The organism is Polyangium spumosum (genome assembly GCF_009649845.1).
Classification (GTDB): domain Bacteria; phylum Myxococcota_A; class Polyangia; order Polyangiales; family Polyangiaceae; genus Polyangium; species Polyangium spumosum.
Map to the genome: position 1 here is coordinate 249,506 of NZ_WJIE01000010.1, position 15,687 is coordinate 265,192.

General features: G+C 70.0%; 13 protein-coding genes. 11 read left to right on the forward strand and 2 right to left on the reverse strand.

Annotation, left to right across the window (positions count from 1 at the left end):
- Nucleotide 1: 1 nt before the first annotated feature.
- From GF068_RS30410 to GF068_RS30425, 4 genes are read left to right on the forward strand one after another with little or no spacing between them, the layout of a single operon-like run.
- On the forward strand, nucleotides 2-1,393 hold the full coding sequence (locus GF068_RS30410) for a di-heme oxidoreductase family protein (RefSeq protein WP_153822997.1): 1,392 nt from the start codon (nucleotides 2-4) through the stop codon (nucleotides 1,391-1,393).
- 35 nt (nucleotides 1,394-1,428) lie between these two features.
- Nucleotides 1,429-2,517 (forward strand): imelysin family protein, encoded by a 1,089-nt coding sequence (locus tag GF068_RS30415; protein WP_170319758.1) that lies wholly within the window; start codon nucleotides 1,429-1,431, stop codon nucleotides 2,515-2,517.
- Complete coding sequence (locus tag GF068_RS30420; protein ID WP_153822999.1) at nucleotides 2,504-3,913, forward strand: HTTM domain-containing protein; 1,410 nt, start codon at nucleotides 2,504-2,506, stop codon at nucleotides 3,911-3,913. The genes GF068_RS30415 and GF068_RS30420 overlap by 14 nt, the downstream gene beginning before the upstream one ends.
- A 39-nt stretch (nucleotides 3,914-3,952) precedes the next feature.
- Nucleotides 3,953-5,020 carry a M28 family peptidase gene (locus tag GF068_RS30425; protein ID WP_153823000.1) on the forward strand — a complete coding sequence of 356 codons (1,068 nt, stop codon included), beginning with the start codon at nucleotides 3,953-3,955 and terminating at the stop codon, nucleotides 5,018-5,020.
- Between the two features lie 4 nt (nucleotides 5,021-5,024).
- On the opposite strand, the gene GF068_RS30430 is transcribed toward GF068_RS30425, so the two are convergent.
- Together GF068_RS30430 and GF068_RS30435 are read right to left on the reverse strand one after the other, a co-directional pair.
- Nucleotides 5,025-6,323 carry a hypothetical protein gene (locus GF068_RS30430; protein WP_170319759.1) on the reverse strand — a complete coding sequence of 433 codons (1,299 nt, stop codon included), beginning with the start codon at nucleotides 6,321-6,323 and terminating at the stop codon, nucleotides 5,025-5,027.
- 11 nt (nucleotides 6,324-6,334) lie between these two features.
- Entirely contained in the window at nucleotides 6,335-6,682 is a 348-nt protein-coding gene (locus tag GF068_RS30435; protein WP_153823002.1) for a hypothetical protein, read from the reverse strand.
- Nucleotides 6,683-6,794: 112 nt separating this feature from the next.
- Here GF068_RS30435 and GF068_RS30440 point away from each other — a divergent pair, with 112 nt between their 5' ends.
- The 7 genes from GF068_RS30440 to GF068_RS30470 all read left to right on the forward strand — a co-directional run bounded on the left by GF068_RS30440 (nucleotide 6,795) and on the right by GF068_RS30470 (nucleotide 15,207).
- On the forward strand, nucleotides 6,795-8,183 hold the full coding sequence (locus GF068_RS30440; RefSeq protein WP_153823003.1) for an APC family permease: 1,389 nt from the start codon (nucleotides 6,795-6,797) through the stop codon (nucleotides 8,181-8,183).
- Nucleotides 8,184-8,230: 47 nt separating this feature from the next.
- Nucleotides 8,231-9,091 carry a class I SAM-dependent methyltransferase gene (locus tag GF068_RS30445; protein ID WP_153823004.1) on the forward strand — a complete coding sequence of 287 codons (861 nt, stop codon included), beginning with the start codon at nucleotides 8,231-8,233 and terminating at the stop codon, nucleotides 9,089-9,091.
- A 161-nt stretch (nucleotides 9,092-9,252) separates the two neighbouring features.
- Complete coding sequence (locus GF068_RS30450) at nucleotides 9,253-10,422, forward strand: cytochrome-c peroxidase (RefSeq protein ID WP_153823005.1); 1,170 nt, start codon at nucleotides 9,253-9,255, stop codon at nucleotides 10,420-10,422.
- A gap of 43 nt (nucleotides 10,423-10,465) precedes the next feature.
- Nucleotides 10,466-11,914, forward strand: a complete 1,449-nt coding sequence (locus tag GF068_RS30455; protein ID WP_153823006.1) for an adenylate/guanylate cyclase domain-containing protein — start codon at nucleotides 10,466-10,468, stop codon at nucleotides 11,912-11,914.
- Between the two features lie 83 nt (nucleotides 11,915-11,997).
- Nucleotides 11,998-13,599 (forward strand): right-handed parallel beta-helix repeat-containing protein, encoded by a 1,602-nt coding sequence (locus GF068_RS30460; protein WP_170319760.1) that lies wholly within the window; start codon nucleotides 11,998-12,000, stop codon nucleotides 13,597-13,599.
- 166 nt (nucleotides 13,600-13,765) lie between these two features.
- Nucleotides 13,766-14,167 carry a hypothetical protein gene (locus tag GF068_RS30465; protein ID WP_153823008.1) on the forward strand — a complete coding sequence of 134 codons (402 nt, stop codon included), beginning with the start codon at nucleotides 13,766-13,768 and terminating at the stop codon, nucleotides 14,165-14,167.
- Nucleotides 14,168-14,277: 110 nt separating this feature from the next.
- Entirely contained in the window at nucleotides 14,278-15,207 is a 930-nt protein-coding gene (locus tag GF068_RS30470; RefSeq protein ID WP_240807603.1) for an SDR family NAD(P)-dependent oxidoreductase, read from the forward strand.
- The last annotated feature ends 480 nt before the right edge of the window (nucleotides 15,208-15,687 follow it).

A 15,687-nucleotide genomic window follows, 5' to 3' on the forward strand; every position in this document is an offset into this window, starting at 1 on the left:
CATGCGATGGCTCGTGTTTCCTTTCGTGATCGGGTTCCTCGGCTGCGGCGCGGAGCCGCCGCCGGGCGAGGCGGGGCCTTCGGCCGAGCCGGGGGAGGAGCTCTCCGGCGGGGAGACCACCGTCTTCGACACCTCGAAGAACGCCTATTCGCTCTCGGCGCGTAACATGACGCCCGAGCGGCGCAGCGCGTTCTTCGTGGGAAACTCGTTTTTCAAGGAAAACTGGGTCATCGCCCCCGCTTCGACCGAGGGCCGGGACGGGCTCGGGCCGCTGTTCAACGCGCGCTCGTGCTCGTCCTGCCACCTGCTCGACGGCCGCGGCAGCCCGCCTCTGGACACGGCCGATCCGCTCGTCTCGGTGCTGATCCGCCTCAGCGTGCCCGGCGCGGACGCGCACGGCGGACCCGCCCCCGAGCCCACGTACGGCGGCCAGCTCCAGCCGCGCGCGATCCCCGGCGTCCTGCCCGAGGGGGACGCGTTCGTCACGTACGAAGAAATGCCCGGCGCCTTCCCGGACGGCGAGACGTACAGCCTGCGAAAACCCGTCTATTCGATGGCGAGCGCCCGCGGCGACATGCAGCCGGACGTGATGACCTCGCCGCGCGTCGCGCCCGCGATGATCGGCCTCGGGCTCCTCGAGGCCATCCCCGAGGAGGACCTCCTGCGCGCCGAGGACCCGGACGATACCGACGGGGACGGCATTTCGGGGCGGGCGAACCGGGTCTGGGACGCCGTCCGCGGGGCCACTTCGTTCGGTCGATTCGGCTGGAAGGCCAACCAGCCGACGCTCGTGCAGCAGACGGCGGGCGCGTTCCTCGGGGACATGGGCCTCACCACGCCGATGTTCCCGGCCGAGGATTGCACCGACGTGCAGGCCGATTGCAAGGCCGCGCCGACGGGCGGCGTGCCCGAGGTGAGCCCCGAGATCCTCGATCGCGTGACGTTTTATTCGGCGACCCTCGCCGTCCCCGCGCGCCGCGACGTCGACGACCCCGTGGTCCTCGCCGGCAAGCGCCTCTTCCTCGAGATTGGCTGCGGCAAGTGCCACACGCCTTTGCTGCGCACGGGCACGCTCGAGGGGTACCCCGAGCTCTCGGGCCAGACGATCCGGCCGTTCACCGACCTGCTCTTGCACGACATGGGCGAGGCGCTCGCGGACGGTCGGCCCGATTTCGAGGCGGACGGGCGCGAGTGGCGGACGCCGCCGCTCTGGGGGCTCGGGCTGCAGGAGGCCGTCAATGGTCACGAAAATCTGCTACACGATGGCCGCGCGCGTGGCTTCGTCGAGGCCGTGCTCTGGCACGGCGGCGAGGCGGAGAGCTCCCGGGAGGCGTTCCGCGCCCTCCCGGCCGAGGATCGCGGCGCGCTCGTCCGTTTCCTGGAGTCGTTATGAGCCCATTTCCTTCACGCTCCACGTTTCTCCTCGCCATGGCGCTCTCCCTCGCGGCGTCCTCGTGCGAGACGCCCACCGCCGACGATACGGCCCAGCGCGCGGTGATGCGCGACCTCGCCTACGAGGTGATGCTGCCCATTTACGAGGAGCTCGAACAGGAGGCGCTCCCGCTGCCTGCCTCGGTCGGGGCGTTTTGTGACGCGCCGACGGAGGAGACGCTCTCCGCCGCGCAGGCCGCCTGGCGCGCGGCGCGTGTGCCCTGGAAACACGCCGAGGCATTCCGGTTCGGGCCCGTCGAGGACCTCCGCCTCGGCACGGCCCTCGATTTCTGGCCGGCGCGCGTCGACTCGATCGAGGCCGCGATCGCCGCCGCGCCCGAGACCGTCCCCGTCGCGCACATCACCTCGCTCGGCGTGAGCACGAAGGGCCTGCCTGCGCTCGAATACCTGCTCTTCGATCCGGCGGGCGGCAATGCCGCGGTCCTCGCGTCCCTCGGGAGCGCGGATGCCGTGGGGAAGAAGCGCTGCAGTTATGCGCGCGCCCTCGCCGAGGCGATCGCCGCGAATGCGACCGCCGCCGAGGACGCGTGGAGCCTCGAAGGAGGCGCGTTCGTGGATCAGGTCGCGAAGGCGGGCACGGGCAGCGTGGTCTTCCCGACGGGGCAGGATGGTATCGCGCGGGTCGTCAACCTGCTCATCGCGACGATGCAGGCGGTGAACGAGAACCGCGTCTCCGAGCCGCTCGGCGTGGTGAGCGGCGCGGGGCCGGATCCGAGCCTCGTCGAGTCGCGCTTCAGCGACGACTCCATCGACGATCTGCTGAACATCCTCCGCGGCGTGGAGGACGTTTACCTCGGCCGCCACGGCGAACGCGGCGGGCGTGGCATCACCGAGCTCGTCGCCGCGCGTAGCCCCGCGATCGACGCCGCCGTCCGGAAGGCGTTTTCCGATGCAATGGCCGCGTCCGCGGCGATCCCGCCGCCCCTCCGCGAGGCGATCAGCAAGGATCCCGCGGCCGTCACGAAGGCGCACGACGCGCTCCGTGTCTTGCGCCGGCTGCTCTCCACCGACGTGGCGAGTGTCCTCGGCGTCAGCGTCACCTTGAGCGACAATGACGGCGACTGAGAAAAACGGCCGGGAGAGCCTCCTCGCGAGGTTCTTCCGGCCCGTCGACATCGCCTCGCTCGCCGCGTTCCGGATCCTCTTCGGCGCGCTCTTGCTGGTGAGCGTCGTCCGGTTCTGGGCGAACGGCTGGATCCGCGATTTTTACATCACGCCCTCGCTCCACTTCCATTACTTCGGCTTCTCGTGGGTCTCGCCCTGGCCGTCGTGGGGCATGTACGCCCATTTCGTGGTCCTCGGCCTCGCGAGCGCCCTCGTGATGGTCGGCCTCTTTTACCGGGCCGCGGCGGTGGTCGTCTTCGTCGCCTTCACGTACGTCGAGCTGCTCGAGAAGGCGACGTACCTCAATCATTATTACCTCATCAGCATCCTCTCGTTCTTGATGATCTTCTTGCCGCTCCACCGGGCGGCGTCGATCGACGCATGGAGAAACCCGGCGCTCGCGAGCCAGACGGCGCCGGCCTGGGCGCCTTTTCTTTTGCGTTTCCAGATCGGGGTCGTGTACGTGTTCGCGGGGATCGCGAAGCTCGGGCCGGATTGGCTCCTGCGCGGCGAGCCGCTCGGGATCTGGCTCTCGGCGCACACGGACATCCCGCTCGTCGGGCCGCTGCTCGCCGAACGCTGGGTCGCGCGCGCGGCGAGTCTTGCCGGCGCGGCGTTCGACCTCACCGTGGTGTTTTTCCTGCTGCACGGTCGCACGCGGCGCTTCGCGTATGCCGCGGTGCTCGGCTTTCATTTCGTCACGGGGATGCTCTTCCCGATCGGCGTGTTCCCCTGGATCATGTCCGCGTCCGCGTTGATCTTCTTCCCGCCGCGCTGGCCGCGTGATCTACTGGCGCGGCTCTCGCGCCGGTTCGCCGCGCCGAACGTCGAGGCCGTCGTCTCCTCATTGTCGCCGCGGCCGATCGGGCGATGGCAGCGGATCGGGATGGCCTTGCTCGCGGCGCACGTGATCGTGCAGATTGCGCTCCCCCTCAGGCATTTCTTGTACCCGGGGAACACGGCCTGGACCGAGGAGGGGTTTCGGTTCGCCTGGAGGGTCATGCTCGTGGAAAAGCTCGGCTTCGTCGAGCTCCGCGTGCACGATCACGAGACGGGCCGCACGATCCGCGTCGAGCCTTCTCGATGGCTCACGCCGCTCCAGGCGAAGATGATGGCCCAGAGCCCGGACATGATCCTCGAGCTCGCGCACCACGTCGCCGCCGAGCACGCCCGGCGGGGCAAACACGTGGCCGTGTACGCGGATGCGTGGGTCACCATGAATGGTCGCCCGAGCCGGCGGATCATCGATCCCTCGGTCGATCTCACCACGGTCCAGGATTCCCTGCGGCCCAAGCCCTGGATCCTGCCCCTCGACGACGGATCCGCGCCGGATACGACCGCCTCCGCGTCGTATTGATCTGGTGAATCGGCCCCGGCCCGGCGTACCCTCGCGCCGATGCCGCGCCTCCCGCTCGCCCTCGCGCTCGTCCTCGCCTCGTGTGCCGCGCCCGCGGCGCCCATTGCGACGCCTCCCGCGCCTCCTGCTCCCTCTGCGGCTGCCACGACACCTCCGCCCGCCGCGCCTCCGCCCGTCGTGCCCGCATGCTCCCTCGCGGCCGATCTCCCGCCGCTCCACGCGCCGCGCCTCGACCTCCGCGCGCCCGCGCCTTCCCGGGAGAACCTCCGCGCGTGGGTCGACCTCCTCGCCGATCCCGCCCTGCACGGCCGCGCCGCCGGCTCCCCCGAGACTCGCCGCGTCGCCGATCTGCTCGCGCGCGCCCTCCTCTCCTTCGGTTTTTCGCCGCCCGAGGGCCACGACCCTTGTGTCCCCTTCGAGCGCGACGGCGTCCGGGATCAGAACGTCATCGTCCATCTCCGCGGGAAAAAAAGCCCAGGCGGCCCCGTCGTCCTCGTCGGCGCCCATTACGATGCGCAGGGCGAGCGAGGCGGCGAGGTCTATCCCGGCGCCGACGACAATGCCTCCGGCGTCGCCGCCTTGCTCGAAATCGCGCGCGTCCACGCGTCACGTGGCAGCGAGCTCGACCTCGTCGTCGTCGCGTTTGGCGCGGAGGAGCGCGGCGTCCTCGGGGCGGAGGCCTTCGTCGCGGCGCCCACGGTGCCGCTCGCGCGCCTCGCGCTCATGGTGAACCTCGACATGGTGGGGCGGCCCTTGCTCGACGGATCGCCGCTCCGGCTCGTCGTCCCCGGCGCGGACGAGGCGCTCGGGTTCATCGTCGGCGCGCGGGACGGCGCGCGGACCCGCGCCCTGCTGGATCGCGCCGCCGCGCGTGAAGACACGTCGCTTTATGGGATCCCGGAGGCCGCGTTGACCCGCCTCGGATACGCCTCCGACAGCGTCCCGTTCGGCCCCCACGCGCCCACGATTTTCCTCTCGGACGGCGCCCTCGCCGATTACCACAAACCCACGGACACGCCCGACCGGGTCGACCTCGACCAGATCAGCAGGGCCGCGCGCCTCACGCTCTCGATCCTCGACGAGGTGCGGAACGAGCGGCGCGAATGAGGGATCACGGAGCCCGCCACTCCAGAGAGACCCGCACCCTCGCGTCATTTCCGTCGCCCGTGCAGAGGAACGCGCCGCGGCCGAGGGCCCTTTCGATGCAGGTGACGAGCTCGCGGTCGGACGTCCCGGAGACGACCTTGCCGGCGGTCGGCGCGCCGTCTTCGCGGACCTGGATGTCGGCGACGATCACGCTGCCGGCGGGCGCGGCGCAACGCGCGAGCGGCGCGGCGAGCGCGTCCACGTTGTCGACCACGAGCCGCCGGACGGATCGATATTGTTTTTTCCCCGCGACGACCTGCTCCATCGAGTGCCAGTCTTCGTCGCTGTGCAGGTTCGTCGTGGCCTCGACCACGCGGATCTCCGGCCGGACCTTCCCCGCGAGCTCCGGGGCCTCGTACCGCACGCGCACCGTGCGCCGCCCCGGCCGTTTGCCCATGCCCGCCGAGGCGACGAGCGCCTGGCATACACACGCCTCCCGCGCGCCCTCGCGGCCCTCCCGCGCGTCGAGGTTCTCGAACTCGCAATATCGCGCGCCGCCGTCGCCTTGCACGAGCACGTCGCGTGTCACTTCGTCCTCGCCGGCGAAGCAGGCCTCGACGCCGCGCGTGCTGTCCTTCCAGTCGATCGAGCCGGGATCACACGAGCCGAAGAGTCTCTCCTCGCATATCGTGACCGGCCCCTCGACGAGCGCGTCCACGTTGCTCCCCCGCGCCCCGAGGCCGCCGAGTATGCCCGCGTCCTCCTTGCGGACGAGCGACGCAAACGCCGCGCGATAACGATCCACGAGCCCGAGCTTCGGATCCCAGGGCCCTTCGAAGGTCACGTCGTCGCGGTTTCCGCGCGACAAGAGCCGGATCCAGAGCACCTCGCCCTTGCCTCGACCGAGCCCGACATGCATCACGTCGGTCGTCATGAGGCCCTCGTCCCACGCGCGCCGCGAGAGGGGCTCTCCCTCGTAGGCGCAGCGGTGCCCGGTCTTCTCGGAGACGGGCTTCAATTTCGGGTCGACCATGGCCGGCGCCAGGATCGTGTGATCGGGCGCGACCCGCGCGAGGTGCGCCGCGAGCTCGGCGCGCAGGGCCGCGCGTTCGGCCCGGAAGAGCCGGCTGTCCTCGATCGGCAGCACGGCGACCTCGGGCCTGTGCTCCGGCGCGGCAGGTGCCTCGGGAGGCGCCTGGGGCGCCTGGGGCGCGGGGGCGACCATCTGCGGATCGGAGACGACCGTCGAATGAAGCGGCTGGTAGACGGTGCACGAGGCGCCGAGCAGCACGCTCAGGGCGGGGAGGAGCGAGGTGATTCGCATGGGAGAACGCATCAATCGATCGTCATCGTCAACGTTTGTCCGATGACGTGACACTCATCGGCGGTGACCGTGACGCTCGCCGTCTTCGTCGATGCGTCCCGGTTCGCGGTGATCACGAAATCGCCCGCCTCTTCGGTGCCGCAATCGTAGCTGTTCTCGAACACCTGCTCGCAGGGCTTGGAGGGCCCGCCATTCACCGTGTACGTGAGATCCGCGTCGGTGACGGGGGCGCCCGTACCGTCGACGACCTCGACGGTCACCGAGACGGTCGCGATCAAAGTGCAGGCGACCTCGCCGGAGCTGCAGGCCGCGAGCGGAATCAGGCAAAACCCAAGGGTGTACACGAGGAACGAGCGCATGCCCGTTCGCCTTTACCGAGCGCCCGCCCTGCGGGGCAAATTCTCGGCGGAGGCCGCGCGCCGGTCCGGGGCGGCTGGCCTGGCTCCTGCACGCCATTCTCTCCCGGGGACGATGAGACGCTTCTTCGCGACCACCCGCGGGCGAGCGGCTTCGGCCGGGGCGAGCGCTCCGGGGCTCTCGGTGGGCGACGCCGTCGCTTTCGTCGTCGGCGTCGTCGTCGGCGCGGGCATCTTCAAGACGCCCTCGCTCGTCGCGGCGAACGCGACGAGCGAGACGACCGCCATGCTCGCCTGGGTCCTCGGCGGCGTGGCCTCCCTGCTCGGCGCGCTCTGTTATGCCGAGCTCGCCTCGACCTACCCGCACAAGGGCGGCGATTACCACTATCTCACGCGGTCGTTCGGCGGCGCCGTGGGTTTTCTGTTCGCCTGGTCGCGCATGGCCGTCATCCAGACGGGCTCGATCACCATGCAGGCCTTCCTCATCGGTGATTACGCCTCCCAGGTGGCCTCGTTCGGCCCGCACTCCGCCTCGATATGGGCCGCCCTCGTCATCGCCCTCTTGACGGGCGCGAACATCGCCGGCCTCGAGCATTGCCGCCTCCTCCAGCGTGTGCTCACGGCCGCGCTCGTGCTCGGCCTCGTGCTCGTGGTCCTCGCCGGGCTCGTCCTCGATCCGGCGCCCGCCGCGGCCGCGGCCGCGGATAACGCGGCGACCGCGCCGAGCCCCGCCTTCGGGATGGCCATGGTCTTCGTGCTCCTCACGTATGGCGGATGGAACGAGGCGGCCTACCTCTCGGCCGAGCTGCGCGGCGGGCGGCGCGCGGTCGTGCGCGTGCTGGCCATCGGCCTCGGCCTCATCACGGCGATATACCTGGCCATCAACCTGATCTTCCTGCGCGCCCTCGGCTTCTCCGCGGTCGCCGGCTCCGACGCGGTCGCGGCCGACCTCATGCGCCGGGCCGTCGGGCCGTATGGCGTCCCGCTCATCAGCGTCCTCGTTTCGCTCGCGGCGCTGAGCACGATGAACGCGACCATCTTCACGGGGGCGCGCACCACGTACGCGCTCGGCCAGAGCTTCGCGCCCTTCCGCCGCCTCGGCCGCTGGCACGACGGCGCCGGCGCGCCGCGGAGCGCGCTCGTCGCGCAGGGCGCCATTGCGCTCGCGCTCGTCCTGCTCGGCGACGTGACGCGGGGCGGATTCGTGACGATGGTCGAGTACACGGCCCCCGTCTTCTGGGGTTTCTTCTTGCTCGTGGGCATCTCGCTCTTCGTGCTCCGCAAGAAGGATCCCGACGTCGCGCGCCCCTTCCGCGTGCCCCTCTATCCGGTCGTGCCCATCCTCTTTTGCATCATCTGCCTGCACATGCTGCGCTCGAGCCTGGCGTACACGGGTATCGGGGCGCTCGTCGGCGTGGGTGTGCTCCTTGCTGGTGTGCCGGTGCTGCTCCTTCCGCGCGCGCGAGGGCTCGCGCGGCGGCGGGCGGCGGCGGCTCGTCGGTGAACGAAGTCGCCCGCGAATCGCGAAATCGATCACGAGGAGAGGAGCTCATGCCGAAGCGAATGCTCGTTCCGTACCTCGCCCTTTGCCTTTTGCCCGCGGCTGCGCACGCCGAGGGGGCGCGCGAGCCCGACGTGGTCCGGGTCGGGCAACAGGAGACCGTCCAGAAGGACGTCCCCTTCGTGCCCACGCGCGAGGAGACCGTGAAACGAATGCTCGGGATGGCCGGGGTGACCAAGGACGACGTCGTCTACGACCTCGGCAGCGGCGACGGGCGTATCGTGGTCATGGCGGCGCAGAAGATGGGCGCGCGCGCCGTCGGCGTCGACATCGACCCCGAGCGTATCCGCGAGGCCAACGACAACGCCAGGAGGGCCGGCGTCACCAGCCGCGTGGAGTTCCGGCAGCAGAGCCTCTTCGACGCGGAGATCAAGGACGCGACCGTGGTGACGCTTTACCTCTTGCCCTCGGTCAACCTGAAGATCCGGTACAAGCTGCTCACCGAGCTGAAACCAGGCACGCGGATCGTCTCCCACGATTTCGACATGGGAGATTGGCGGCCCGATCGAAAGGAGTCGGTAGGCGACGACACGGTCTACCTGTGGATCGTCCCGGCCAGCGTGGAGGGCACCTACGGCTTGACGGTCCCCACGGCGCGAGGCGAGACGCCGGCCACGTTGACGCTCCGCCAGGAGTTCCAGGACGTGAGCGGCACGCTGAAGCTCAATGGCAAGAGCTTGCCCCTCGCGGAGTTGATCCTCCAGGGCGACGCCATCAGCTTCCGCACGGCCGAGGGCCCCGAGCTGCATTTCCGCGGCCGGGTCGAGGGGACGCGGATCCACGGGAACGTGATGCCGAGCGGCGGGCAATCGCGCGCCTTCACGGCGACGCGGAATGGGTCGGGCTCCTGAACGGAGCGCGTGGATAAGGAAGGGGACATGGCGGCGCGGATGCGCCTGCCTCCCCGTTGGCACCTCTCTTGCTGAGCCTCGCCGCCGAGTTTTCCCCTGGCGACGACGAGAGGTGCCTTGTGCGCGAGACGACGACGATTGGCTTGATCACCTTGACCTGCATGGCAGCCCTTGCCGCTTGTGAGGGCCCCGCGGCCGAGACGCCGGATCCCGTCGATCCCCCGGTGATCACCGAGGACGGCCTCGCCCTGCCCGAGACCCCGTACAACTACGCCGCGATCGATCTGCCCGCGCATTTCCAGGGGCAACTCGCGGCGGATCAGGACAACACGCCTGCCGGAAACCCCATCACCGACGACGGCGCGACCCTCGGCCGTGTGCTCTTCTACGACGTGGCGCTCTCGAAAAACGGCACCATCGCCTGCGCTTCGTGCCACCAGCAGGAGAGCGCGTTCTCCGACACGGCGCGCCGGAGCCTCGGCTTCGAGGGCGGCGAGACCGGGCGCAACTCCATGACCGTCGCCGATGCCCGCTACTATCGCAATGGCCGGTTCTTCTGGGACGAGCGCGCCGCGACGCTCGAGGATCAGGTGCTCAGGCCGATCCAGGATCCCGTCGAGATGGGCCTCACCCTCGACGAGCTCGTCGCCAACGTCTCGGCGCAGAGCTACTACCCGAAGCTCTTCGAAAAAGCCTTCGGCGACCCTGCGATCACCGCGGATCGTATCTCCCGCGCCCTCGCGCAGTTCGTCCGCTCGATCGTCTCCTACCGCTCGCGCTTCGACGAGGGGATCGAGGCGGCCGGCGGCGACATCAACGCGCCTTTCCCCGGCTTCACCGCCGAGGAGAACGCGGGCAAGGGCCTCTTCCTCGGCCCCGCGGGCGGCTGCGCCGTTTGCCACCTCGACGACGGCCCGCCCCACCCGCCGCCGCGCCGCAACAACGCGTTTTTCTACATCGCCGTCCCCACGAACAACGGCCTCGACGCCACCACCGACGTGGACGACAACGGCCTCGGCGAGATCACGGGCAACCCCGCGGACATGGGCCGCTTCAAGTCGCCCTCGCTCCGCAACGTGGCGCTCACCGGCCCGTACATGCACGACGGGCGCTTCGAAACGCTCGAAGAGGTCGTCGAGCATTACGACTCCGGCGTGCAGCCGCACCCGAACCTCGACCCGCGGCTCCGCGTCCCCGGCACGCCCGAGCCTCGCAAGCTGAACCTCTCGCCCGAACAAAAAGCCTCACTCGTCGCCTTCTTGAAGACGCTCACCGACGAGAAGCTGCTCGTTGATCCGATGTACGCCGATCCCTTCGTGAAGGAGCCCTGAGCGCCCTCGCCGCGCTCCGGGGAGGTGGTAGGGTTTTGGCCGCATGACGCCCTCCGACCTCTCCCTCCGGCTCGACGCCCTCCGCCACAAAGAGCGCTTCTCCGCGCGCACCCTCGACGATTTCGCCGCGCACGTCGAGGGCGCGCGGGACGAGGAGCTCTTCCGCATGAGCCCCCTCCGGTACGCGGCGAGCCACGGCCTCGACGAGCAGGAGGGCATCGAGCTTTTCCTCCACGCCACGCACGTCGGCATCCTCGACTTCGCCTGGGGCATGCTTTGCCCCGGCTGCATGGCCTTCCTCACGACGGCCGGCGGCCTGCGCTCGCTCCAGTCGAAGCACTGCAACTTCTGCAACCTCGACCTCGAGGGCAGCATCGACGAGCGCGTCGAGGTCGCCTTCACCGTGGCGCCCTCCGTGCGTCGGATCCGCTTCCACGCGCCGGAGACCGTCGATCTGCGCGAGGACGCGATCCGCCTCTATTTCTCGTCGAGCGTCGCTCCCGGATCGAGCCCGCATCGGGCGCTCGGGGAGAGCATCCTCGCCGCGGGCCAGGCGCCACCCGGACAAACCCATCGGATCACCGTCACCTTCGACGAGGCGGGGCAGTTCGTCCTGCTCGCGCCCGCGGGCCACCTCGCCGTGTACATCCGCGTGCGCGAGGGCGGCCCGCGCGAGGCTTCGTTCGATCTGCTCGAAGGCCAGGCGATCCCCGGCGTCCTCGACGCCGCCCCCGGGCCCGTCGAGCTCCGCATGTTGAACCGCACGACCCACGCGGTGGGGTTCTTCGTCGCGCCCGTCGGCAGCACCTGGCCCGACCCGGCCGAGCCCGGAAGACCTCTCACGCACCCGCTGCTCCCGTACCTCACGGGGGCGCGCCTCGTCGCGTCGCAGTCGTTCCGCGACCTCTTCCGCGCCGAGAGCATCCCCTCCGAGGGCGGGCTCGAGCTCAAGCGCGTGACCGTGCTCTTCACCGACCTCACCGGCTCGACGGCCCTCTACGAGCGCGTCGGCGACCTTCGCGCCTACGACCTCGTGCGCAAGCACTTCGCCGTGCTCCGCTCCATCGCGGCGGCCCAGGGCGGCGCCATCGTCAAGACCATCGGCGACGCGGTCATGGCGAGCTTCGCCGAGCCGATCCACGCGATGCGCGCGGCGATCCTCATGAACCGTGCGATCGCCGAGCTCCGGGAGGCCGATCTCCTGCTCAAGATCGGCCTGCACACCGGCCCGTGTATCGCGGTCGAGCTGAACGAGCGGCTCGATTACTTCGGCCGGACGGTCAACATCGCGGCGCGCGTGCAGGGCCTCGCCAGGGCCGGGGAGGTCGTGTGCACGGCCGAGGTGTTCGAATCCCCCGGCGTCGCGAGCGCCGTCGCCGCGGCCGAGCTCGACGCGACGCGCGCGAAGGCGCCGCTCAAGGGGATCGCGGGGGAGGTGCCCGTCGTGCGGATGGTCCGGGCCGGCGTGGAGGCGCCACCGTCGATCACGTAACGGAATCGAGGGGTTACGCTGCGGCATGGAGGTTCCGGCCTCCAGGGATGGAGGCTGGAACCTCCATCCGATACGATGCGGGCATGCCTTCCTCGATCCACGCCCGCACCTCCCTCGTACTCTTCGCCTGCGCCTCCCTCTCGCTCTTGCTCCTCGCGCCTGCGCCCGCGTGGGCCGCCGAGTGCGGCTGCACGCACGAGATCATGCCCGGCACCACCGCGGTGAACGGCGCCGATCTCGGCGTGAAGCCGGGCGACGTCGTCTGCGTCATGGCCGGCGATTACGAGTTCATCCGCTTCCGCGAGATCCGCGGCACCGAGGAGGCGCCGGTCGTCGTGAAGAACTGCGGCGGCGTGGTGAACGTGCGCAACCTCGATCGGGCCTACGCCGTCGATTTCCAGGGCAGCTCCCACCATTTCCGCCTCACTGGCACCGGCGAGCCGGGCGTGGAGTACGGCTTCCGCGTCAGCGCGCCCGACAAGGAGCCTTATCCCGGCGTCGGCCTCTGGTTCCTCGACAAGAGCACCAACTACGAGGTCGATCACGTCGAGGTCTACGAGACCGGCTTCGCGGGCGTGATGTCGAAGACCGATCCGCTCTGCGACGGGAGCGCCGATCAGGACGTGTTCATCCAGAAGAACGTGCACCTGCACCACCTCTGGATCCACGACACCGGCGGGGAGGGGTTTTACGTGGGGAGCACCCAGGGGGCCGGCCACACCATCACCTGCAATGGCCAGCAGGAGGTGCACATGCCGCATTTCCTGGAGGGCATCGAGATCGACCACTGCCTCGTGGAGGACACGGGCTGGGACGGCGCGCAGATCGGCATGGCCCGCGAGGGCTGCAGCTTTCACGACAACGTGATCCGCCGCGTCGGCAGCGAGATGGTGCAATACCAGTGGATGGGCCTGCAGATCGGCGGCCCCTCGCGGTGCGACATCCGCCGGAACATCATCTCCGACGGCCCGGTGAATGGCATCTTCGTGTTCGGCGCCAACGACACCACCGTCGCCGACAACGTCGTGATGCGGTTCGGCGAGACGAACATCTACGCGAACATCCAGAACAACCCGGGCCCCGTCGCGTATCGCATCGCCCACAACACGCTGCTCGATTTTGGCGAGGCCGCCGTGCAGGTCTTCGGCGACGCGATCGAGGGCGCGTTCGCCTACAACAACCTCGTCGTGGGGCCGAGCTCGGCCCTCGGGGCAGGCAACGACGTGGGCTTCTCCGCGGAGGGTAACCTCTTCGTGCCCACGGTCGCCGAGGCCGGCTTCGTCGCGCCGGACGCGGACGATTACCATCTCACGCAGAGCTCGCCCGCCCGCGGCGCCGGCGTCGATCACAGCGCGGAGGGTTTTACCGTGGACCTCGACGGGTTGCTCCGGGCCAAACCCCCTTCGGTCGGCGCCTACGAGCTCGTCATGGATTCGCCCACGGGCGGCGCGGGCGGCGGATCGAGCGCCTCGGGGACCGGCGGCGGCGGCGGCGCGGGCGCCTCGGGCGGCGCGGGCCCGGTCGGCGCGGGCGGCGCGGCGCCGGGAGAACCCGAGGACGAGGCCGGCTGCGGTTGCCGCGTGGCCGGCGGTGCCGAGGACGCGGGCGACCTCGGCGGCCTCTTCCTCGTGGCCGGCGCCTGGCTCTCGACCCGTATTCGACGCCATTTGCGCCCCTCGCGCTGAAGCCGCTTGCTCCCGGCGTGCCCATTTCCTGGAGATCCTCGAAAAATCGGGACAATGAGCGCGCGGACAGCACCCGAAATCACGCTCCCCCTGTGGACGTCCGGCCGTCCGGGCCCGACGTAGAGCTTGCCTGCCCGGGGGTGTCCCGGGCGATCCAAAGGGGGACATGATGAACGCCATCAAGTCGTTGTTCTTCGCCGTGTTGTCGCTGGGTATCGTGGGGACCACGAGCGTGGCCCGCGCCGAGGAGCCGGTGGAGGAAGCCACCGAGCTCGAGGTCGCGCGCGCCGACGAGGAGGCCACCGAGGAGCGCGACATCACGAACTCCGACCAGGCGGCGCTGTCGAGCCAGTTCGACCACCGACCCTTCGATTACAGGGACTTCCGCCGTCGTGGCGGGCGCCGCGAGTGCCGCGAGTTCTGCCAGGACGAGTACTTCCGGTGCGAGCGGTTCGACGATCGCTTCAGGCGCCACGGTTATGACCGCGACCGCTTCCGCCGCCGCGGCCGCTGCCAGCGCGAGTTCAACTTCTGCATCCGGCGCGTCTGTCGCGGGGGTCGCTTCTAAAAACGCCAAGACGCTCGTCTTTCCTTTGCCCGGCCCTCGCTCCCCGCGCCACGCCTCGGGAGCGGGGGCCGGGTCCATCCGGTCGGCGGGGCTCGACCTCGCAGGAGGGCATGGATATGGCGGGTTCGAGCGCGAACCATGGGTCTGTCGTGGTCATCACCGGCGCGTCGAGTGGCATCGGGCTCGCGACGGCCCTGGCCTTCGCCCGTCGCGGGGCGCAGCTTGTGCTCGCGGCGCGCCAGGCCGGACCCCTCGTGGAGGCGGCGCGCGCGTGCGAGGCGCTCGGGGCCGAGGCGCTCGGGATCCCGACCGACGTGACCGACGAGGCCTCCGTGCAGGCCCTCGCGCGGGCTGCGGTCTCGCGGTTCGGCCGCATCGACGTGTGGGTGAACAACGCGGCCGTCCTGCTCTTCGGCGCGGTCGCCGACACGCCGACCGAGGTCTGGAAGCATGTCGTCGAGACGAACCTCTACGGGTATCTCCACGGCGCGCGGGCCGTCCTGCCCGTGTTCCTGTCGCAGGGACGGGGCATCCTCATCAACAACGCCTCCGGCTGGGGCCTCGTGGGCGCGCCCTTCGTCAGCTCGTACGTGTCGAGCAAGTTCGCGATCCTCGGCCTCTCGGAGAGCCTGCGCCTGGAGCTCGAGCCCTACCCCGACATCCACGTGTGCGCCGTCCTCCCGCCCTCGGTGAACACGCCGATCTACCTGCGCGCCGGGAACATGACCGGCCACGAGGTCGGGCCGGTGCCGGGGGTCTACGACCCGGCGCAGGTCGCGGAGATCATGGTGGATCTCGCCGAGCGACCGCGCGCCCGGCGGAGCGTCGGCGCGGCGGGCATGCTCCTCAGCGTGCTCGCCCGTCTCTCGCCGGAGCTCGCGGCGCGCCTCATGAATACGCTCACGCGCCGATTCTCGATCCGGCCCGCGCTCGCGCCCGTGACGCTCGGCAACCTCTTCGAGCCGAAGCCGCCCCACGCGTCGCGAGGCGGCTATCACTGGCTCGGGATCCGGCGCGGGGGGAGGGGGACGCGTCTCTGAAAGGTTCTCCCGCGGACGCCTCTACAGGCACCTCTCGCAGGCTCGACCTGCGCGGCCGAACCTCGCGAGGCACGCGGCGCATGCTGGCGTAACTCTGAGTAAGCAGGCGGCCGAGCACGCCGCGAGAGCAAAACGGCACCCGATCCTTTGCCGCCGAGAGCATTGCGTCGCCAGCGCGGACGCGTCCTCGTCGACGGCTTCCTCGAGAGCTTCCTCGGACTCGTCGATATCCGACCCATCTTCGTCGACGGCCAAGGCTTCGGTCGATGTTGCAGCGTCGTTCTCCTCCTCGGCCATCGCGGCCGGCGCCGCGCCCATCATCAAAAGCAGAAACGCCGACGCCAGAAGAATACATGAGAATCTCATGACCCACCCTCTTGCTTCCACGCCGCGCTCGCCCCCTCACCATGAGTGGTTTTGCTCGGCCGTTACGTTCTCAATGGAGCGGCGACGCGAACGGTCAAGCACGTGCACGAGACG